Here is a 19,934-nt window from a genome sequence, read left to right as displayed (position 1 = left end):
GCTCACACCCGCCAGGCCGGCGCCATGCCGGCCTGCAGATGCTCGAACAGCGCGCGGATCTTGGCGGTGAAGTCGCGGCGGTCGCTGACGCAGAAATAGACCTCCATCGGCTCCGGGCGCCACGCCGTGTCGGCGCCGAACACCGCCTGCAGGCGGCCATCGCGCAGGTACGGCTCGGCCACGAACGCGGCCAGCCGGGTGATGCCGGCACCGGCCGCCGCCAGCGTCGCCAACGCATCGATGTCATCGCAGACCATGCTCGGCGGCAGCGCGGCGTCCACGCGCTGGCCGTCCTTCAGCAGGCCCCAGCGCAGCGGCCGGCCATCGGTGGGGAAGCGGTGCAGCAGCCCGCGATGGCTGCCCAGTTCCGAGGGTTCCTGTGGCGTGCCATGGGCCTTCAGGTAGGCCGGTGAGGCGCAGAACACGAACGGAACACGCGCCAGCTGCCGCGCGACCACGCCATCCTCCAACTGTGCTCCGATGCGGATGCTGGCATCCACCGCTTCCGGGCCATGCTGCACGGCGCGGTCGGTCAGGCGCAGCTCCAGCTGCAGCTGCGGGTAGCGCTGCTGCAGTGAAGGCAGCAACGGTGCCAGCACGTGGCGGCCGAACGCGCTGCTGCTGGCGATGCGCAGCGGCCCGGCCGGTTCGATGTTGCCGGAGGTGACCATCGCCTGTGCACGCGCCAGGTCGGCTTCGATGTGGCGGACCTGCGCCAGGTACAGCGCGCCGGCCTCGCTGAGCGCCAGTTGGCGCGTACTCCGGTTCAGCAGCCGTACGCCCAGATGTGCTTCCAGCCGGTTGATGTTCTGGCCGACTGCGGTAGCGCTGATGCCAAGGATGCGGGCCGCGGCGGCAATGCTGCCGGTCTCTGCGGTGCGGGTGAAGCTGCGGATCAGTTGCAACAGGTTCATGACCGACCAGCTTGCCACGGGGACGCCCAAGTATCGCTTGGGACTGAACCAAGCAGGTCGGTTGCATCGGTGACCATCGAGCCATTGGGCAGGTCGCTGCCCTACACTCGGGCGATGCGCCCCGATTCCATCCTCACCCTGTCCTGCCCCGACCGTACCGGCATCGTCTACCGCGTATCCGGCCTGCTGTTCGACCACGGCTGCAACATCCTCGACGCCCAGCAGTTCGGCGACGAGGAGAGTGGCCGCTTCTTCCTGCGCGTGCATTTCGACCGTGACGCCGGCCTGCCGCTGGAGACCGTGCATGCCGCCATGGCCACGCTGGCCGCCGGCTTCGGCATGGACTGGCAGTTGCATGATGGCCGGCGCCGCGCGCGCCTGCTGGTGCTGGTCAGCAAGCAGGGGCACTGCCTCAACGACCTGCTGTTCCGTGCCCACAGCGGCCAGCTGAAGGTCGACATCGCGGCGGTGGCGTCCAATCACGCCGACTTCGCGCCATTGGCCGCGTCCTACCAGGTGCCGTTCCACCACCTGCCGGTGACCGCCGATACGCGTGCGGTGCAGGAACAACAGATCATCGACCTGGTCGAGCGCGAGCGCATTGATCTGGTTGTGCTGGCGCGCTACATGCAGATCCTGTCACCCACGCTGTGCCGCGCGCTGGCCGGCCGAGCGATCAACATCCACCACAGCTTCCTGCCCAGCTTCAAGGGCGCGCAGCCGTACCACCAGGCGCACGCACGCGGGGTCAAGATCATCGGCGCCACCGCGCACTACGTCACCGAGGATCTGGACGAAGGTCCGATCATCGAACAGGACGTGGCCCGCGTGGACCACGCGATGGCACCGCGCGAACTGGTACGGCTGGGCAGCGATACCGAATCGCTGGTGCTGGCGCGCGCCGTTCGCCGCCATGTGGAGCACCGCATCCTGCTCAACGGGCACCGAACGGTGGTGTTCCGGTAATCGCCCATCCCGCGTCCGCCGGGCATGGCCCGGCGCTACCACGGGTGCTATCCGGTAGTGCCGGCCGCTGGCCGGCAACTGCAGAGATCCCGAGGTTGCCGGCCAGCGGCCGGCACTACCGAATCCTGATTTCATCCAATGAAAAGCCCCCGGTTCGGCCGTCCCGCGATCTGTAGGGGGGCGTAGTTAGGGGGCTGGATGAATCGATTGTGTTGTCGTGGGCAGGAGCGCGCAAGCGGCATAAGCGACGTGCGCGGTAGCGCCGGGCCATGCCCGGCGGTCACGCCTCAGGCGATCGCGATCCCCGCCTTGCCCAGTGCTTCGCGCACCATCGCGTCGTTGGCTTCGGTCACCGGCCGGGTCAGCTCCCACAGGAACTTCACCCGGAAGCCGGACTTCACCGCGTCCTGCGCGCTCCACAGCACACAGTAGTCGCGGGCCAGGCCGCATACGTGCACTTCGCGGATGCGGCGTTCGTGCAGCCAGCCGGCGAGGCCGGTGGCCGGGCGCTCGCCGTCGGGCCCGTGGTTCTCGCGGAAGGCGCTGTACGAATCCACCTGTTGGCGCGTGCCCTTGCGCAGGATCAGGTCGGCCACCGTCCAGTCCACGCCCGGGTGCAGGGCGGCACCGGCGCTGCCCTGCACGCAATGGTCCGGCCACAGCGTCTGCGGCTGCGCGTGCAGCAGGATGGTCTCGAACGGGCGCTGGCCGGCGTGCTGGCTGGCAAACGAGGCATGGTCGGACGGGTGCCAGTCCTGGGTCGCCACCACGGTGCGGTAGCGACGCTGTGCCAGCAGATCGGCAATCGGTGCCACCAGCGCATCGCCCTGGTCGCAGGCCAGCGCACCGCCGGGCATGAAGTCCGGCTGCAGGTCGATCACCAGCAGGGCGACGTCGGCGGGCAGGGCGGTCATGGCAGGTCCGGTACAACAGAAGGGGCGACCAGCGTGGCCGCCCCATGCCTGCACGTCAATCGCCCTGCGGCGTCTCAGCGTCCTGCCCGTAGTACAGCAGGCCGATCTTGATCCGTTCGCGCCCGTTCTCGCGGCGGTGGCGGTTGGCATCGCGCAGCGAGTACACGCAGCCGCAGTATTCCTGCTGGTAGAACTGCTCGCGCTTGCTGATCTCGATCATGCGGCTGGCACCGCCGCCCTTGCGCCAGTTGTAGTCCCAGTACTGCAGGCCTTCATAGCGCGAGGCGGCGCGGATGCCGCAGTCGTTGATCTGCGCCATGTTCTTCCAGCGCGAGATGCCCAGCGACGAACTGATGGTGTCGTAGCCATGCTCGTGCGCATACAGCGCGGTGCGCTCGAAGCGCATGTCGAAACACATCGTGCAGCGGATGCCGCGTTCGGGCTCGTTTTCCATGCCGCGCGCACGGCTGAACCAGTTGTCGGTGTCGTAGTCGCAGTCGATGAACGGGATGTCGTGCTGTTCGGCGAAGCGGATGTTCTCCTGCTTGCGCAGCTCGTATTCCTTCACCGGATGGATGTTGGGGTTGTAGAAGAAGATCGCGTAGTCGATCCCGGAGGCGGTGATCGCCTCCATCACTTCGCCGGAACAGGGCGCGCAGCACGAATGCAGCAGCAGGCGCTTGCCGTCGGCGGGCAGGGTCAGGGTGGGGCGTTGGAGCTCGGTCATCGTCAGGTACCGCATGGACCGCCGGCAACGGCGGTGGCCCATGCATCGGCGCGTGGGTGAACGGGTCTGGCTGGATACCGTGAACAGGACGCGCGCGGCCACACCGCCTGCACGCGCAGGACGACGACGGCCCCGGCAACCTCCCCGCGGAGATTCCAGGTCGAGTCAGGGGACGGTCGTGTCCCCCGGCCGGGGCCGGTATTCGGGCTGATGGACACGGGCCGCAGCCCACCTACTACCCGCCGCTTCCCAGGCGTGAGCCCAGTGCTGTTGGCAGGATTCGTTTCCATTCACCGCTGCGGGGCAGCTCCGGAATGAGCGCGCGAGGCGCCTTCACCGGATTCCCGTTTAAATCCCTGCCACCATCCAGCCACGGCAGGGATACCTTCGGCGTGCCCACGGTGGACGCGTTGCCGGCACCGGTCAAGGCCCAGGGGTCGGATCCCGTTGCGAAGCAACGGGCTCTGACCCCGGGAACGTCCTCAACGTCCCGCCGCAGCCCGCGCGCGGATGTCATCCAGCCGCTGGTCGTGCAGCAGGCGGCCGTTCTCCCACACGGTCACCATCGCGTCCTCGAAGCCGGTCGGCAGCGCTTCGTCACCGCTGGAAGGCAATGCCACCGTGTGCAGGCTGCCGTCATCCAGACGCCGCAGCAGGCGCATGCGGCCGCGCTTGCTGGTCTTGCCGGCGTCGGTGACCGGTTCCTTGTAGACATCGATCCACTCGCCGTCCACCCGTGCGGCCGAACACTTCAGCGCGAACTTCTGCGTATCGCGGTCCAGCCGCTGCAGCAGCGCGCCGCCCATGCCGAAGGCCACGTTGTCGGCGGCGTAGCCGTCGTCGGTGATGCGCTGCAGGATGGCGCGGATGGTGTCCGGGTTGATGCCATCGCCCTGGATCACCCGCACATGGTTGAGCACGCGGTAGCCCTTGCCGTTGAGGGTGTGGCCGAAGGCTTCATCCAGCCGGCGCAGGCTTTCGGCCACCACCTCCACCGGGTCGCCCGAGTCGGGACGGATGACCAGGGTGGCGCCCGAGGCGATCACTTCATCGCGCAGGGTGGTACCCCAGTGCTCGCTGATCGCGCGGTAGATGTCGTAGCTGTCCGACACCACCGCCACGATCGCACCGGGCTTGCCGAACCGGCGCAGCATGTTGCGGTAGGCGTCCACCTCGCGCTCGCGGCCCCAGCTGGTGATGGTGCTGTGCTCGGCGGCGGGAATCGAATAGCCCGCCATCGGCGCGTGATAGTGCGCGCGCGCCAGGCACAGCGCCGAGACGGTATCGGTGCCGAGGAAGTTGACCAGGTGCGCGGCACCGCCCAGCGCGGCCGATTCCAGGCTCGAGACACCGCGCGCACCGAAGTCGTGCAGCTTGAACGGCAGCTGCCCCTGCGGGTCGTCGCTGGTCTGCTGCAGGAACGCGGCAATGGTCTGCCGTGCATGCCAGCTGATGGTGGCCACGGTGACCGGGTACCACACGCGCAGCAGCAGCGTTTCCAGGTACGAGGGCACCCAGAACGCGGCCGGATCGGTCGATTCAATGGTCATCAGCGCCTGGTGGGTGGGCACCACGCTGCCCTCGGGCACGGCGCGGATGCGCACCGGCAGGTGGCCGCCAAGCCGGTCGACGATATCGCGCCAGCCGGCTTCGTTGAACGGTTCGCCATGCGCGGCGAATACCGCAGCGGCGTCGTCGATGTCGGCATGGGTGACCGGCCGTGCCAGGGCGTCCTTGAGGATCGCCTGCAGGCCGAAGAACACCGTGCGATCGTGCAGGCCGCCGCGCGATTCCACGTAGAAGAACGTGGCATCGGTACCCGGCGGGTACTGCAGCCAATGGCTGGCCTTGTAGCTGTCGGTGTTGAGGAGAAGATTATCGAGGTAGTGCATGACGGAAGCTCCTTCGCGTCGAGTGGCACCGGCGGTCTATCCGCCAGTGGGAAGCCGGGCCGGTCAGCCGCGGCCGAGGAAATACTCCAGGATGTGCAGGTGGTCTTCGAACAGCTGCGGGCCCATGTCCAGTGCTTCACTCACTGGTATCCAGCGCGCCTTGTCGGCATCGTCGCCGCCGCGCACCGGCGGCAGGTCACCGGCCGGGAATTCGAAGTGGAAGCCGTGGGTGATGGTGCGGCCACGCTGGCTGCGGTCGGGGTGGTCGAACACCTGCTGGCCCTTCAGCGACCCCTTCAACACCGGCAGCGGAATCTTCAGCCGGGTTTCCTCGCGCAGTTCGCGCAGGCAGCTGTCGAGCAGGCTCTGTTCCTGGCCGACGAAGCCGCCGGGCAGCGCCCACAGGCCCTTGCCGGGTTCCGAACGGCGCCGCACCAGCAGCACGTGGCCCGAATGCACCACCACCGCATCGGTGGTGACGAAGGTAGGCGCGTAGGGCGCGTCCTTCCAGGCCGCCTTGTACTGTTCGATGAAGCGGTACTCGGCCACCAGCTGGCCATAGGCAGGCGCGCTCTTGCGGAACGCTTCGAGCATGTCGTATACCGGCGCCGGCACGTTGCCACGCAGCATCAGCAGCGCGCCGTGGAAGTCGACGTCGCCGGCCTCGAACAGATAGCGCCGCAGTTCGGTGGCCGACAGGGTGGCGGTGTGCTGCACGTCCACCAGCGGCCACTGCGGGAATTCGCGCAGGTAGTAGCTGGAGGCATCCTTGTCCATGCCGATCAGGCCAACCTTCGCATCGGCGGCGGCACCGTCGTTACGCAGCGCTTCGGCCACCTGTCGCTGCACGTTGGCGATCCACTGCGCTTCGTTGTACAGGTGGTCGCGCAGCGGGCGGATCAGCAGGCGGTCGGTGTGGCCATCGAGGGCGGCCTGGATCATCACGGCGCGTTCGGCCACGGTCCACGGATTGCGCAGGCTGCGGGGGGTATCGGCAGAGCCGACCAGGAAGATCAGCTTGCGGGCCCGGCTCAGGGCCAGGCGGGCAACGGCGGCGTGGCCGTTGTGGAAGGGCTCGAATCGCCCGATGAAGACGAGATAGTCGAATTCCATGAGAATCCCTCATGTCGTTGTGGTAGCCGCGGGTCTGTCCCTTGGCTTGCTGCAGATGCTACGCCGATGGCGGGGCGGGTCAAGCCTGCAGGCATGCCTTCCGCTGAACACCGAAGATTCCTGGCGGGACTGCGCTGCTGTTCTCAGGCCCTGAGAAGCCTCTGCGCCATACTGGCACCCACGCGGCGGACGGCATGCTCGGGGGCAAGACAGTGGCGGACAAGTACTGCGATCTGGTCATGAAAGGCGGCATCACCAGCGGCATCGTGTACCCCAATGCGGTACTGGCGCTGGCGCGCGAGTATCGCTTCAAGAGCATCGGCGGCACCTCGGCCGGTGCCATCGCCGCGGCGGTGGCGGCTGCGGCGGCGTGCGGTGATCGCCGCCAGCAGGCGGGCGAACACCTGCCCGGCGATGCCGGCTACGGCGGGTTGTCGGCGGTGTCGGCGCAGCTGTCGCGGCGCGGCTTCATCTACAGCCTGTTCCAGCCGGCCCGTGGCGCGCGCGCCGCCTACCGGCTGCTGGTGGTGCTGACCGGCAATGCCGGCCTGCCGCACAAGCTGCTGTGCCTGGCCGTTGCCGTATTCGAGATCGCGCCGCTGGAAGTACTGGTGTCGCTGGCGCTGCTGCTCGGCCTGGGCTGGTGGGGCGGTGGCTGGAGTGGCGTGGCCGCCACGCTGCTGCCGTCGCTGCTGTGCGCGTACGGTGCCGGCGTGGCCGGTGCCGCGCTGCGGGTGGCGCGGGTGGCGCGGCGCAATCTGCTGGGCCTGTGCAGCGGCCTCGGCCGCGATGCACGCACGCCGGCGTTGACCGAGTGGCTGCACGCGTGCCTGCAGCAGTTGTCCGGCAAGCCGCTGGATGCACCGCTCACATTCGCCGACCTGCACGATGCGCCGCGCTATGCCGGTGAGCCTGACTGCCCGCATGCGATCAGCCTGCAGATGATCACCACCTGCGTGTCGCACAACGAACCACGCACACTGCCGCTGGGCGGCGCGCAGTTCTGGTTCCTGCGCGAGGAGTTCGAGCAGCTGTTCCCCGCCAGCGTGGTGCAGTGGCTGGTGAAGCAGGCCGGCCCGCCGCTGGAGGTGGAAGGGCGGCAGTACTACCACCTGCCGCAGGGCCCGAAGCTGCCGGTGCTGGTGGCCACGCGCATGAGCCTGAGCTTCCCGCTGCTGATCAGCGCGGTGCCGCTGCATGAGCCCTCGCGCCGCGAGCGCCGCTGTGAACCGACCGCGCCAGCAGCCGACCAGGAGCACAACGTTGCCGACAGCATGGAAGGGCTGACCAGTGCCGGCCAGACCTGCGGCCCGGTGATCACCGCGTTCCGCATCTGCTGGTTCTCCGATGGTGGCATCAGCAGCAACTTCCCGATTCACCTGTTCGACGCCGCCCTGCCGCGCTGGCCGACGTTCGCCATCAATCTGGTCTACCCGCAGCATGCCGAAGATGTGAGCCACGGCAGCAGTGGCCGCCAGGCGCTGGAACATGCCGTGTTCCTGCCGACCGAGAACCGCCATGGCTGGCAGCGCACCTATCAGTCGATCGCCACGCCGTTGGCCGCTGCGGAGCTGGGTCGTTTCCTGTTCGCGGTGGTGGCGACCATGCAGAACTGGCGCGATCTGCTGCAGGCGCGTGCGCCGGGCTACCGCGACCGCATCGTGCACGTCAGCCTGCAGGGCGACGAAGGCGGCATGAACCTGGACATGCCACAGGAGGTGCTGACCCGCATCGCCGACAAGGGCAGCCTCGCCGGTGCGCGCTTCTGTTCGTTCTCGTTCGAGAACCACTACTGGATCCGCTGGCGCAACCTGGCCTCGGCCTACCAGCGTTACACGCTGGAAGTGGCGCGCACCGATGACCCGGCACAGCAGGTGCTGGCTTATCGCGCGGCATACGCGATGGTTGCCCGCGGTGAACCGACGCCACCGTCATACAAGCTGGGTTCGGAAGACAAGCGGCTCGGCTCGCAGCAGCTGTGGGGCTTGATGGTCGAGCAGGGGCGTACCTGGGAAGACCTCGGCCCGGACCTTACTGACGGCGCACCGCGTCCGTTGCCGCAGATGAAGGTGACGCCGATCTACTGAGCCGGTCCTCGGTAGATCCATGCCATGCATGGATGCATCTCGAATGGGGGTCAGATCCGTTTTCCGCAGGAAAACGGATCTGACCCCCTGCGGTGCCTCATCGCCACGGCGCCACCACCGCATCACCCTGCAATGGCGCATACAAGGGCAATGCCAGCTCCTGTTTCACCCAGCCCGGATTGAGTGCACGCAGGCCTGCCAGGTACTCGCGGGCCAGCGCCATATCGCCCTGCCGCATCGCCAGGCGCGCAGCGCGCGCCCAGGTGCGGTCCCAGCCGTGTGCCAGCGACAACGAGATCGCCAGTGCTGCACGCGCTCCTGCCACATCGCCTTTCTCCCAGCGCTGCTCGGCGCGGATGATCGCTTCGTTCGACAGGCGCATGTCGTACAGCTCGCGCAGTCTCGCCACGGCGCGTGGATCGGCATCCACACGCAGGTCGGTGTCCTGCCAGTCGCCGCCGGGCGTACGCACCAGCAGCGCCGCCGACCACTGCCCGCTGCGCTGGCCACCCGCGGCCTGGCCAGCTTCCAGCGCCGCCAGCAGGCGCGCCGCCAATTCACCTTGCGATGCGGCGAAGGCGCGCTGCATCGCAGCCAGCACCTGCGGCCCAGCCAGGCCATTGCCCTGCACGCTCAGCATGCCTTCGCCCTGCGCACCGGCCCAATCCGCCTGCTGCGCGGTAGCGCCGGTGTACTGCGCATTGCCACCGCGCGCGCTGACCAGCCCCACCTGGCGCTCGGCAAGCGTGGTGCCATCGAAGTTGCCATCTTCATCCAACAGCTGCTTCAGCACCTGCGCAGGCGTGCGTCCCTTGGCCAGCAGCTCCAGGCCTTTCGAGCCATAGGTCGGGTTGGTCTCGAACTGGCTGGCGACCGCGCCCACCTTCGCCTGTGCCCATGGCACGCCCACACCGCCGACCGCCAGGTTGTGCGTGGCCACCGCCACCCCGCAGTCGCCGGCCGCGTTGCAGGCAGCAATGGAAAAGGTCGCCCACGCCGGCGCCGCGACGGCAGCGAGCAGCAGGACCAGGCAAGTGCGCAGCAAGGACATTGGGTGTCTCCAGGGCGGGCATTGCAATGGGATGCAGCCTACGCACGAAAGGTTTAGCAGATCCACGCCATGCGTGGATGGAATCCGATCGAGATCGAATATTTCGAACATCGAAGAGCATCCACGCATGGCGTGGATCTACCGTGTCGACCAAGGTCGACACCCACCCACAGCAGCGGGAACCTGTCGAAGGCGGGGTGGGTCCGGTTGCGGGGGCGTGAGCCGCATGGATGCGGCGACCGAGCTTACATGGACGTACTTGCAGCGGCCCCCGCAACCGGACCCACCCCGCCATCCCACGGAAAGCCCGCTGTTGCCGTTGCCGTTGCTTCGGCTTCGGCTTCGGCTTCGGCAGGTGCAGGGCGCAGCCCTGCCGACCCCCTACCGCCCCGGCAACTGCGCGAACGCACGCTGCATGCAGTCCTCGCGCGGGCACACCCGGCACCCCGGGCCGATCGATACCGAGTTGCCCGGGCTCTGCACATCCAGTCCCAGTGAATACACCAGCCGCTCGGCATGCTGCAGATCGCAGCCCAGCGCCACCGCAAACGTCTTGCGCGGCTGGCCATGGCCGACCGGGCCGCTGCTGACCTGCCGCGCCAGCCAGAAATGGCGGCGCCCGTCGGGCATGCGCGCCGTCTGCGTAAGGATGCGGCCGGGCTGGTTGAACGCCTCGTACACGATCCACAGCGGGCACGAACCACCCACCTGCGAGAAGTGGAAATCGGTGGCCGAATGGCGCTTGGATACGTTGCCCGCGCGGTCCACGCGGATGAAGAAGAACGGTAGCCCGGGCGCACTGCGCCGCGCCAACGTGCTCAGCCGGTGGCAGACCGCTTCGAAGCCGACGCCGAACTGATGCGCCAGCAGTTCGATGTCGTAGCTGCTGGTTTCGGCCGCACGCAGGAAGCGCATGTACGGCATCACCAACGCGCCGGCGAAATAGTTGGAGAGACCGATCCGCGCCTGCGCGATGCGTGCCTCATCGGTGAACCCGGCGCGCGCCACCACCGCATCGATCTGCGGCAGGTAGCCGTGAAGGGCCAGTTCGGCCGCCATCTGGAACGCCTGCTGGCCGGGCTCCAGGTAATCGGGCAGCCACAGCCGCCGCGCACCGGCATCGTATTGCCGCTTCTCGCGCCCGGCCTGCAGTGCGGCCACTTCCACCAGCACGCCATGGCGGTCGGCCAGCAGCTGGCGCAGCCGCGGCGCCACATGCCCGGGCGACAGCCCCCATTCGGCGAACAGCTGCTCGGCCAGCTCGTCCAGCTCGGGAATGTGGTTGTGCATGCGGTTGAAGAATTCGCGGACCTGGTCGCCGGCCGGCAGGGTGCTGCCAGCACCAGGCTCGCCCAGCTGGAACTCCAGCGCGGCGGCATGCTCGCGCAGCGCCAGGTGGCGGCGGTGCAGGTCCAGCAGCGCGCGGCTGACCTGCGGCAGGTTGCCGGCCAGCGCGCGCAGTTCGGTGGCACTGACTTCGGCAAGGCCCAGGTCGCGCAGGGTCTCGCCCAGCGCTTCCTGCAGCGCGGCGGGCTCATCCTCGTCGAACAGTGCGGAAACGTCGCCCAATACCTCGCCCAGCTTCTTCTGCACCGCTGGCGTGAGTGGGCGCTTGTTGCGCTCGATCTGGTTCAGGTAGCTGGCCGACAGCCCCAGCGCCCGTGCCAGATCCGCCTGGCTGTAGCCGCGCTGTTCGCGCAGCCGCAGCAGGCGCAGGCCAAGTTGTCGCTGGGGGGCTGAATAATTCACAGAATTAACATGAATCGTCTGGCGTGTTGGCCAGATTAAGCGGATTCAGCCCGGAAATCGAGGTGGGTGCTGTGAATAATGCCAAGCATCTTTCGCACCCTGTGGGATTGTCGTCATGACTGTTGCAGCGCCCCGTATCCGCATGCTGATCGATGGCCAGTTCGTTGAATCGGCCACCTCCCACTGGCAGGACGTGATCAATCCGGCCACCCAGGACGTGCTGGCCAAGGTGCCGTTCGCCACCACCGGCGAAGTGGACGCCGCCGTCGCCGCCGCCAAGGAAGCCTTCAAGACCTGGCGCAAGACCCCGATCGGCACCCGTGCGCGCATCTTCCTGAAGTACCAGCAGCTGATCCGCGAGAACATGAGCGAGCTGGCCCACATCCTCACCGCCGAACAGGGCAAGACCCTGCCGGACGCCGAAGGCGATGTGTTCCGTGGCCTGGAAGTGGTCGAGCACGCCGCCGCCATCGGCAACCTGCAGCTGGGCGAGCTGGCCAACAACGTTGCCAATGGCGTGGACACCTACACGATCATGCAGCCGCTGGGCGTGTGCGCCGGCATCACCCCGTTCAACTTCCCGGCGATGATCCCGCTGTGGATGTTCCCGATGGCGATTGCAACGGGCAACACCTTCATCCTCAAGCCGTCCGAGCAGGACCCGATGGTCACCATGCGCCTGGTTGAGCTTGCCCTGGAAGCCGGCATTCCGAAGGGCGTGCTGAACGTCGTCCACGGCGGCGAGGAAGTGGTCAACGCGATCTGCGACCATCCGGACATCAAGGCCGTGTCGTTCGTCGGTTCCACCCGCGTCGGCACCCACGTCTACAACCGCGCCTCGCTGGCCGGCAAGCGCGTGCAGTGCATGATGGGCGCCAAGAACCACGCCGTGGTGCTGCCGGACGCCAACAAGGAACAGACCCTCAACGCGATGGTCGGTGCCGCCTTCGGTGCCGCTGGCCAGCGCTGCATGGCCGCTTCCACCCTGGTGCTGGTCGGTGAAGCGCGTAACTGGGTGCAGGACCTGGTGGCCAAGGCCCAGACCCTGAAGGTCAGCGCCGGCACCGTGTCCGGCACCGACGTCGGCCCGGTCATTTCCTGCAGCGCCCGCGAGCGCGTGGAAGGCCTGATCGCCTCGGGCGTGGAGCAGGGCGCCAAGCTGGTGCTGGATGGCCGCAAGCCGCAGGTCGATGGTTTCGAGAAGGGCAACTTCGTCGGCCCGACCATCTTTGCCGGTGTCACCACCGACATGCGCATCTACCAGGAAGAAATCTTCGGGCCGGTGCTGGTCATCCTCGAAGCAGAGACGCTGGAAGAAGCCATCGCGATGGTCAACAGCAACCCGAACGGCAACGGCACGGCACTGTTCACCCAGTCCGGCGCCGCCGCGCGCAAGTTCCAGGAAGACATCGACGTCGGCCAGGTCGGCATCAACGTGCCGATCCCGGTGCCGGTGCCGCTGTTCTCGTTCACCGGTTCGCGCGCGTCCAAGCTGGGCGACCTGGGCCCGTACGGCAAGCAGGTGGTGCTGTTCTATACCCAGACCAAGACGGTCACCGCGCGCTGGTTCGATGACGAGACGCTCAGCCATGGCGTCAACACCACGATCAGCCTGAAGTAACGGCAGGAGCAGCCATGAGCCACTCGATGACGACGGAACTGGAAGAAGCGCAGCAGGCGTACCGCGAGGCGGCGCGCGACTTCGCACAGGCCGAACTGGCGCCGCACGCCGCGCGATGGGATGCGGAGGGCATCTTTCCGCGCGAGGCGATCGCCAAGGCCGGTGAACTGGGCTTCTGCGGTCTGTACATGGACCCGGAAGTGGGCGGCAGCGGCCTGAGCCGACTGGACGCCGCCGTCGTCATCGAGGAGCTCGCCAGCGTCGATCCGTCGACGGCGGCGTACATCAGCATCCACAACATGGCCTCGTGGATGGTGTCCAAGTGGGGCCAGCCGGCACTGCGCGATGCGTGGGGCACCGACCTGTCTTCGGGCAACAAGCTGGCTTCGTACTGCCTGACCGAACCGGGCGCCGGTTCCGATGCGGCGTCGCTGAAGACCACCGCCGTGCGCGATGGCGACTTCTATGTGCTGAACGGCTCGAAGGCCTTCATTTCCGGCGCCGGTGCCACCGAGCTGCTGGTGGTGATGGCACGTACCGGTGGTGCCGGTGCCGGCGGTGTCAGCGCCATTGCGGTGCCGGCGGACCTGCCGGGCATCAGCTTCGGCCGCAAGGAAGAGAAGATGGGCTGGAACAGCCAGCCCACCCGTGGCATCACCTTCGAAAACGTCCGCGTACCGGTCAGCCACCTTCTGGGAGAGGAAGGCGGCGGCTTCAAGCTGGCGATGAAGGGGCTGGATGGCGGCCGCATCAACATCGCCGCCTGCTCGCTGGGCGCCGCGCAGGGTGCGCTGGACGCTGCACGCCGCTACATGGGCGAGCGCCGCCAGTTCGGCAAGGCGCTGGCCGAGTTCCAGGCACTGCAGTTCAAGCTGGCCGACATGGTCACCCAGCTGGTGGCTGCACGGCAGATGGTGCACACCGCCGCGCGCAAGCTCGATGCCGGTGCCAGCGACGCCAACGTGTGGTGCGCGATGGCCAAGCGCTTCGCCACCGATGCCGGTTTCAGCGTCTGCAACGAAGCACTGCAGATCCACGGTGGCTACGGCTACATCCGCGAATACCCGATCGAGCGCCTGCTGCGTGACTGCCGCGTGCACCAGATCCTGGAAGGCACCAACGAGATCATGCGGGTGATCGTTGCCCGTCACCTGCTCAACACCGAAGAGGAACTGCGATGAAGGATTGGCGTACCCAGGAGCACGTGGGCCTGAAGGTGGAGGTGGATGGCCACACCGCCGTGGTCACCCTGAACAACCCGCCGGCGCATACCTGGACCGTGCACAGCCTGTCGGCGCTGCGCGACCTGGTGGGCGCGCTCAACGCAGACCGCGACATCTACGCGCTGGTGATCACCGGTGACGGCGAGAAATTCTTCTCCGCCGGTGCCGACCTCAACCAGTTCGCCTCCGGCGACAAGGCCGCTGCACGTGAAGCCGCGCGCCGCTTTGGTGAAGCCTTCGAAGCGCTGTCCGGGTTCCGTGGCGTGTCGATCGCTGCGATCAACGGCTACGCCATGGGCGGCGGCCTGGAATGCGCGCTGGCCTGCGACCTGCGCATCATTGAAGACCACGCCCAGGTCGCGTTGCCGGAGGCCACCGTCGGCCTGCTGCCGTGCGCCGGTGGCACCCAGAACCTGCCGCGCCTGGTCGGCGAGGGCTGGGCCAAGCGCATGATCCTGCTGGGCGAGCGCATCAATGCCGAGACCGCACTGCGCATTGGCCTGGCCGAAGAAAAGGTCGGCAAGGGCGAAGCCAAGGCGCTGGCGCTGGAATGGGCGAAGAAGGCCGGCAAGCAGAGCCCGACCAGCATCGCCGCCTGCAAGACCCTGGTGCAGTCCACCCGCACCGGCACCCACGCCTCGGCGCTGGTGGCAGAGCGCGAAGCCTTCGTCGACCTGTTCGATACTGCCGACCAGGTTGAGGGCGTGACCGCCTTCCTGGAAAAGCGCGCCGCGCAGTGGAAGAACGCATGAGCACCGACACCGCTGCCGACGACGCACCGGTGCTGTTCGAAGAGCGTGTGGCCGCCAACGGCACGCGCATCGGCATCGCCACGCTCAATGCGCCGCGTACGCTCAACGGTTTCTCGCTGCCGATGGCGCACCTGCTGCTGAAGCAGCTGAATGCCTGGGCCGACGACGATGGCATCGCCATGGTGGTGCTGCAGGGCGCCGGCGAAAAGGCGTTCTGTGCCGGCGGCGACCTGCACAGCCTGTACAAGAGCATGGTCGCCTTCCGCGAGGCTGGCCGCAGCGACATCCGCGAGAACGACTACGCTGCTGAGTTCTTCGACGTTGAATACCGCGTTGATTACCTCATCCACACCTACGCCAAGCCGATCCTGTGCTGGGGCCACGGCATCGTGATGGGCGGCGGCATCGGCCTGATGTCCGGCGCCAGCCACCGCGTGGTCAGCGAGCGCTCCAAGCTGGCCTTCCCGGAAATCACCGTCGGCCTGTTCCCCGATGTGGGTGGCAGCTGGCTGTTGCCGCGTGTGCCGGGCAAGGGCGGCCTGTTCCTGGCCCTGACCGGCGCACTGTTGAACTCGGGCGATGCCATCTACGCCGGCCTGGCCGATGTGCATGTGGCCGAAGAACGCCGCAGCGCGGTGTTCGATGCGCTGCTGCAGGTGGCCTGGTCGGGCGATGCCGCGCACAACCATGAGCGGCTCAGCCATCTGCTGCAATCGCATGCCAGCGATGCCGCGACCGGTCCGCTGCTGGCCAATGCGGCGCAGGTCGATGCGCTGTGCGAAGGCGATGACCTTGAAGTGATCGTTGCGCGCATTGCCGGCCTGCAGACCGACGATGCCTGGCTGCAGGCGGCACAGAAGACCCTCGCCGCCGGTGCACCGGGCTCGGCACGGCTGTCGTACGAACTGCAGCGCCGCGGTGCCGGCCAGGACCTCGCCGCGATCTATCGCCTGGAGTACATCGTCGCCCTGCATTGCGCCGCCCATGGTGATTTCGCCGAAGGCATCCGCGCACTGCTGATCGACAAGGACCGCAATCCGCAGTGGAGCCCGGTCACCCTGGCCGAGGCCACCGCCGCGTGGGCCGACACCTTCTTCGCTTCCCCCTGGGCCGATGCCGCGCATCCGCTGGCCGACCTGGGCACTCCCCTTGTTGAAAGGAGCCTTGCATGAGCCACATTGCATTCATCGGGTTGGGCAACATGGGTGGCCCGATGGCCGCCAATCTGGTCAAGAACGGCCACAGCGTACGCGTGTTCGATCTGGTTCCGGCCGCGGTGCAGGCCGCCGTCGATGCCGGTGCCAGCGCCGCATCGTCGGCCCGCGACACCCTGGCCGGTGCTGAAGTGGTGATCTCGATGCTGCCGGCCAGCCGCCACGTCGAAGGCGTGTACCTGGGCGACGACGGCATCCTCGCCGCGATCCCGGCCGGTGCGCTGGTCATCGACTGCAGCACGATCGCCCCGGCCAGCGCCCGCAAGGTTTCTGAAGCCGCCGCCGCACGTGGCCTGCAGATGATCGACGCGCCGGTATCCGGCGGTACCGCCGGTGCCCAGGCCGGCACCCTGACCTTCATCGTCGGTGGCGAAGAGGACGCGCTGGAACGCGCGCGCCCGGTGCTGCAGGCGATGGGCAAGAACATCTTCCATGTCGGCGCCAGCGGTGCCGGCCAGGTCGCCAAGCTGTGCAACAACATGGCGCTGGGCGTGATCATGGCCGTCACCGGCGAAGCCATCGCACTCGGCGTGGCGCATGGGCTGGACCCGAAGGTGCTGTCGCAGATGATGGCGGTCAGCACCGGCCGCAGCTGGGCCACCGAAGTGTGCAACCCGTGGCCGGGCGTGCTGGAAAACGCGCCTGCCTCGCGCGGTTACAGTGGCGGTTTCGGCAGCGATCTGATGCTCAAGGACATGGGCCTGGCGGTGGAAGCGGCGATGAGTGTTGGCGCTTCGATTCCACTGGGCGAAGTGGCCCGCAACCTGTACTCGATGAACCACCAGGCCGGTCGCGGCAAGCTGGATTTCTCCAGCGTCGTGCAGCTCATCACGAGCGAGAAGTGACCTGGTAGTGCCGGCCGCTGGCCGGCAACCTCATGCCCCCATGTGGGACAACGAAGGTGGGATGGGCGGATGTTCGGTTTCGACCGGCATCCGCCCATTTTTTTTGAGGGGTCGGATCAGGCAACGACCAGCGTCACGTCGATGTTGCCGCGGGTAGCGTTGGAGTACGGGCACACGATGTGCGCCTTCTGGACCAGCTCTTCCAGCTGCTCGCGCGGCACGCCCGGAGCGCTGATGGTCAGCTCGGCCTCGATGCCGAAGCCGGTCGGGATCTGGCCGATGCCGACCTTGCCGGTGACGGTGGTGTCGGCCGGCAGCGCGACCTTGGCCTGGCCGGCCACGAACTTCAGCGCACCGAGGAAGCAGGCCGAGTAGCCAGCGGCGAACAGCTGTTCCGGGTTGGTGCCCGGGCCGCCGGCGCCACCCAGCTCGCGCGGGGTCGACAGCTGGATGTCCAGCACGTTGTCGGACGAGACGGAACGGCCTTCACGGCCGCCGGTGGAGGTGGCCTGGGCGGTATACAGAACCTTTTCGATGGACATCGTGATGCTCCTGGTCAGTGGGTGGGTGTTGCGTTGGAGCCTACTTTGCCCGGTTTCTGCGTACGTTGGGTTGCAGTTCGTACGAAAAACTTGATTGATCGTCCTGCTGGCCTAGATCGTCCACTCGCGGTCGGTGGTGAACATGATGGTCAGCCAGCGGTCCGGCGAGGCCTCGCCCAGCGCATCGCCGATCTCGTCGCGCAGCTGGTCCCATTCCAGCAGGGGCCGCGGCGGGTCGTCCTCGCGTACCACGAAGAACAGCTCGATCTGCTCGCCACGCCCCACCTGCGCGACATAGCTGCGATGCTCGACGAAGCCGTGCCTGGCGACGATCGCGCGTGCCACCGCGTCCACGTGCGCCTGCAGTTCCGGCGGGGTGACCAGCAGGATGCCGGCCAGCGCACGGCGCACGGTGCCCAGCGGGGCGATCATCACCAGCACGCAGACGAAGGCGAGGATGGCCGGGTCGATGTACGGCCCGACCCAGGCCAGCGAGGTGCCACGCACCAGCACACCGCCGAGGAAGGCCAGCAGATAGCAGGCCGACATGCTGGCGGCGATCACCCAGTTCTTCGCGTCCAGCGCGATGAACTCCGAACCGATGCGACGGTTGGCACGCAGCACGAACCAGGCCAGCGCACCTTCGCCGACGATCGACAACCCGGCGAAGGCGATGGCCGGGCCAAGCGCGATATGGCGGCCGCCGGACATCAACGCGTCCACCGCATTGACCAGTGCATACAGCGCCGCGCCGATCATCAGCGTGCCGCTCACCCCCAGCACGATCGGCTCCAGGTGCCAGAAGCCCATTGTGAAGCGCTGGTTGAGCCGCGACTGCAGCGCATCGCTGCTGGTGGATAGAGCGATCAGCCGCGCGACCAGCAATGACAGCCAGGTCATCACCACATCGATCAGGCCGTAGATGCCATCGAAGATGATCAGCGAGGAATTGGCCAGCAGGCCGAACACCACCGCTGCCGCGGCCAGCAGCAGTGAGCCTGCGATGGACAGGCGCAGCACGCCTTGTTCGGTACGCGCATCGAAGAAGCGTTCGGGGGTGGCAGGCATGCGGGAATCCAGCGGGAAATGGGCTGCGGGAGCAGCGCGTCGCCATTCTATCCAGCCTGCAGCATGTCGCCGTGACCGCAGCTGCACAGCGCCTGGAAGAGTCACCAGACTGGTAACCGTTTGCGGATTGACGGGTGCACACCCGAAGCGTATCGTTTGTACCACGATGACATAGAAGCCTCCGGTGACCCCGGGGGCTTCTTTCGTTTGCGCCATCGCGCTGCGATGCCATCGCCACCGGCCCTGACGCTCGCGTCGCGGCCGTTCTGTTTTCCGCCCCGATCCTGCTTTTCCCGCGCCGTCCTGGTGACCGCGTGGGGCGCCGCCGTGCGCGCAGGGTCGGGGCACTCCACATCCATCAACGAAGGAGGATTCGATGCCCCTGCTGACCCTTGAGCAGTGCCGCGCGCACTGCCGTATCGACGGCGACTTTGACGACGCCATCCTGGGTGACCTGCTGGCAGCAGCCAGCGACGCGGCCGCAGCCTACCTGGGCCGCGAACTGTACGCCGACCAGGCCGCGCTGGACCAGGCGCTGGACCAGCTGCCGCAGGGCATGGCGGCGGCGGTGACCGGGCATGAAGCCGCGGTTGCCGCCGCCAACGCCGAGACCAACGCGGCCAAGGCCAAGGCCATGCGTGATGTGGCCGATCGCCGCCTGGCCGTGGCCACCGCGCGCAGTGCACGCCTGCTGTTGGGCATGCCGGCCAACGACAGCATCCGCGCAGCAGTCCGCCTGCTGCTGGGCCACCTGTACGCCCACCGCGAAGCCGTGGTTGTCTCTGCGCAGACGCTCGATGCACCGGCAGGCGCCACTGCCATCGCAATGGAACTGCCGTTCGGCGTGGCCGCACTGCTTGATCCGTACCGGCCGGCCGCAACGCCATGAACGCCGGCCACCTCAATCGTCGCATCCGTATCGAGCGCCAGGACGGCCAGCTCGATGCCTGGGGGCAGCCGCTGGACGCCTGGCAGCCGGTGGCCGAACTGTGGGCCGCCATCACCGCCGATGCAGCCGACAGCATGCAGCGGCTGACGCTGGAAAGCCGACTGCCGGCAACGATCCGGCGCCAGCGGTTCCATGTCCGTCTGGCGGCCGCACGACAGGCCGGTATCCACGTCGGCATGCGCATCGTGCATGACGGTCGCGTCTTCGACATCACCGGCGTTGCTCCCGACTTCAGCCGGCGCCAGAGCACCGTGCTGTTCACCGAACAGTCTTCAGGCATTGCCTGAGCGACGCCAACCAGGACACC

General features: G+C 67.5%; 18 protein-coding genes and 1 riboswitch. Of the genes, 9 read left to right on the top strand and 9 right to left on the bottom strand.

The annotated features are described in order from the left end of the window. Positions 1-2: 2 nt before the first annotated feature. Entirely contained in the window at positions 3-914 is a 912-nt protein-coding gene (locus BKE09_RS09975) for a LysR family transcriptional regulator (protein ID WP_075675632.1), read from the bottom strand. Positions 915-1,028: 114 nt separating this feature from the next. On the opposite strand from BKE09_RS09975, the gene purU reads away from it, so the two are divergent. After that, a complete protein-coding gene (gene purU, locus BKE09_RS09970; protein WP_032128205.1) occupies positions 1,029-1,880 on the top strand; it encodes a formyltetrahydrofolate deformylase in 852 nt (283 codons plus the stop codon). A gap of 287 nt (positions 1,881-2,167) precedes the next feature. Here the strand turns inward: purU and pncA are convergent, their stop codons facing one another. The 4 genes from pncA to BKE09_RS09950 form a co-directional block, all read right to left on the bottom strand. After that, entirely contained in the window at positions 2,168-2,794 is a 627-nt protein-coding gene (gene pncA, locus BKE09_RS09965; protein ID WP_075675631.1) for a bifunctional nicotinamidase/pyrazinamidase, read from the bottom strand. 55 nt (positions 2,795-2,849) lie between these two features. Further along, the gene (locus tag BKE09_RS09960; RefSeq protein ID WP_008264648.1) at positions 2,850-3,521 is read right to left on the bottom strand and encodes an epoxyqueuosine reductase QueH; all 672 of its coding nucleotides are present in this window, start codon (positions 3,519-3,521) and stop codon (positions 2,850-2,852) included. 175 nt (positions 3,522-3,696) lie between these two features. Continuing rightward, positions 3,697-3,911, bottom strand: a riboswitch (cobalamin riboswitch). A gap of 92 nt (positions 3,912-4,003) precedes the next feature. Continuing rightward, positions 4,004-5,413: a nicotinate phosphoribosyltransferase gene (locus BKE09_RS09955; RefSeq protein WP_075675630.1), complete on the bottom strand. Its 1,410-nt coding sequence runs from the start codon at positions 5,411-5,413 to the stop codon at positions 4,004-4,006. A 63-nt stretch (positions 5,414-5,476) separates the two neighbouring features. Then, positions 5,477-6,532 (bottom strand): bifunctional nicotinamide-nucleotide adenylyltransferase/Nudix hydroxylase, encoded by a 1,056-nt coding sequence (locus tag BKE09_RS09950; protein WP_086016255.1) that lies wholly within the window; start codon positions 6,530-6,532, stop codon positions 5,477-5,479. A gap of 188 nt (positions 6,533-6,720) precedes the next feature. Between BKE09_RS09950 and BKE09_RS09945 the strand changes: the two genes are divergently transcribed. Continuing rightward, a complete protein-coding gene (locus BKE09_RS09945) occupies positions 6,721-8,613 on the top strand; it encodes a patatin-like phospholipase family protein (RefSeq protein WP_075675629.1) in 1,893 nt (630 codons plus the stop codon). Positions 8,614-8,710: 97 nt separating this feature from the next. On the opposite strand, the gene BKE09_RS09940 is transcribed toward BKE09_RS09945, so the two are convergent. Both BKE09_RS09940 and BKE09_RS09935 read right to left on the bottom strand, forming a co-directional pair. Then, positions 8,711-9,664: a DUF1028 domain-containing protein gene (locus BKE09_RS09940; protein WP_075675628.1), complete on the bottom strand. Its 954-nt coding sequence runs from the start codon at positions 9,662-9,664 to the stop codon at positions 8,711-8,713. Between the two features lie 381 nt (positions 9,665-10,045). After that, positions 10,046-11,413 carry a short-chain fatty acyl-CoA regulator family protein gene (locus BKE09_RS09935; protein ID WP_032128200.1) on the bottom strand — a complete coding sequence of 456 codons (1,368 nt, stop codon included), beginning with the start codon at positions 11,411-11,413 and terminating at the stop codon, positions 10,046-10,048. A 115-nt stretch (positions 11,414-11,528) separates the two neighbouring features. Here BKE09_RS09935 and BKE09_RS09930 point away from each other — a divergent pair, with 115 nt between their 5' ends. The 5 genes from BKE09_RS09930 to mmsB are packed head-to-tail and all read left to right on the top strand — an operon-like array spanning position 11,529 to position 17,068. Further along, positions 11,529-13,034 (top strand): CoA-acylating methylmalonate-semialdehyde dehydrogenase, encoded by a 1,506-nt coding sequence (locus BKE09_RS09930; RefSeq protein WP_075675627.1) that lies wholly within the window; start codon positions 11,529-11,531, stop codon positions 13,032-13,034. A gap of 14 nt (positions 13,035-13,048) precedes the next feature. After that, entirely contained in the window at positions 13,049-14,215 is a 1,167-nt protein-coding gene (locus BKE09_RS09925; RefSeq protein WP_075675626.1) for an acyl-CoA dehydrogenase family protein, read from the top strand. Next, positions 14,212-15,009, top strand: coding sequence for an enoyl-CoA hydratase (locus tag BKE09_RS09920; protein WP_005407685.1), 798 nt, complete (start codon positions 14,212-14,214; stop codon positions 15,007-15,009). Before BKE09_RS09925 ends, BKE09_RS09920 begins: the two co-directional genes overlap by 4 nt. Further along, the gene (locus tag BKE09_RS09915) at positions 15,006-16,181 is read left to right on the top strand and encodes an enoyl-CoA hydratase/isomerase family protein (RefSeq protein WP_075675625.1); all 1,176 of its coding nucleotides are present in this window, start codon (positions 15,006-15,008) and stop codon (positions 16,179-16,181) included. The genes BKE09_RS09920 and BKE09_RS09915 overlap by 4 nt, the downstream gene beginning before the upstream one ends. Then, positions 16,178-17,068 carry a 3-hydroxyisobutyrate dehydrogenase gene (mmsB, locus tag BKE09_RS09910; RefSeq protein WP_075675624.1) on the top strand — a complete coding sequence of 297 codons (891 nt, stop codon included), beginning with the start codon at positions 16,178-16,180 and terminating at the stop codon, positions 17,066-17,068. Before BKE09_RS09915 ends, mmsB begins: the two co-directional genes overlap by 4 nt. A gap of 116 nt (positions 17,069-17,184) precedes the next feature. Here the strand turns inward: mmsB and BKE09_RS09905 are convergent, their stop codons facing one another. Both BKE09_RS09905 and BKE09_RS09900 read right to left on the bottom strand, forming a co-directional pair. Further along, positions 17,185-17,610, bottom strand: a complete 426-nt coding sequence (locus tag BKE09_RS09905) for an organic hydroperoxide resistance protein (protein WP_049399846.1) — start codon at positions 17,608-17,610, stop codon at positions 17,185-17,187. 111 nt (positions 17,611-17,721) lie between these two features. Further along, on the bottom strand, positions 17,722-18,678 hold the full coding sequence (locus tag BKE09_RS09900) for a cation transporter (RefSeq protein ID WP_075675623.1): 957 nt from the start codon (positions 18,676-18,678) through the stop codon (positions 17,722-17,724). 376 nt (positions 18,679-19,054) lie between these two features. Between BKE09_RS09900 and BKE09_RS09895 the strand changes: the two genes are divergently transcribed. Further along, positions 19,055-19,567, top strand: coding sequence for a head-tail connector protein (locus BKE09_RS09895; protein ID WP_075675622.1), 513 nt, complete (start codon positions 19,055-19,057; stop codon positions 19,565-19,567). Then, positions 19,564-19,914, top strand: a complete 351-nt coding sequence (locus tag BKE09_RS09890; protein ID WP_075675621.1) for a head-tail adaptor protein — start codon at positions 19,564-19,566, stop codon at positions 19,912-19,914. The genes BKE09_RS09895 and BKE09_RS09890 overlap by 4 nt, the downstream gene beginning before the upstream one ends. Positions 19,915-19,934 lie beyond the last annotated feature (20 nt).

This window comes from Stenotrophomonas sp. TD3 (genome assembly GCF_001939825.1).
GTDB lineage: Bacteria > Pseudomonadota > Gammaproteobacteria > Xanthomonadales > Xanthomonadaceae > Stenotrophomonas.
This window is presented reverse-complemented; position numbering and strand designations above follow the sequence as displayed.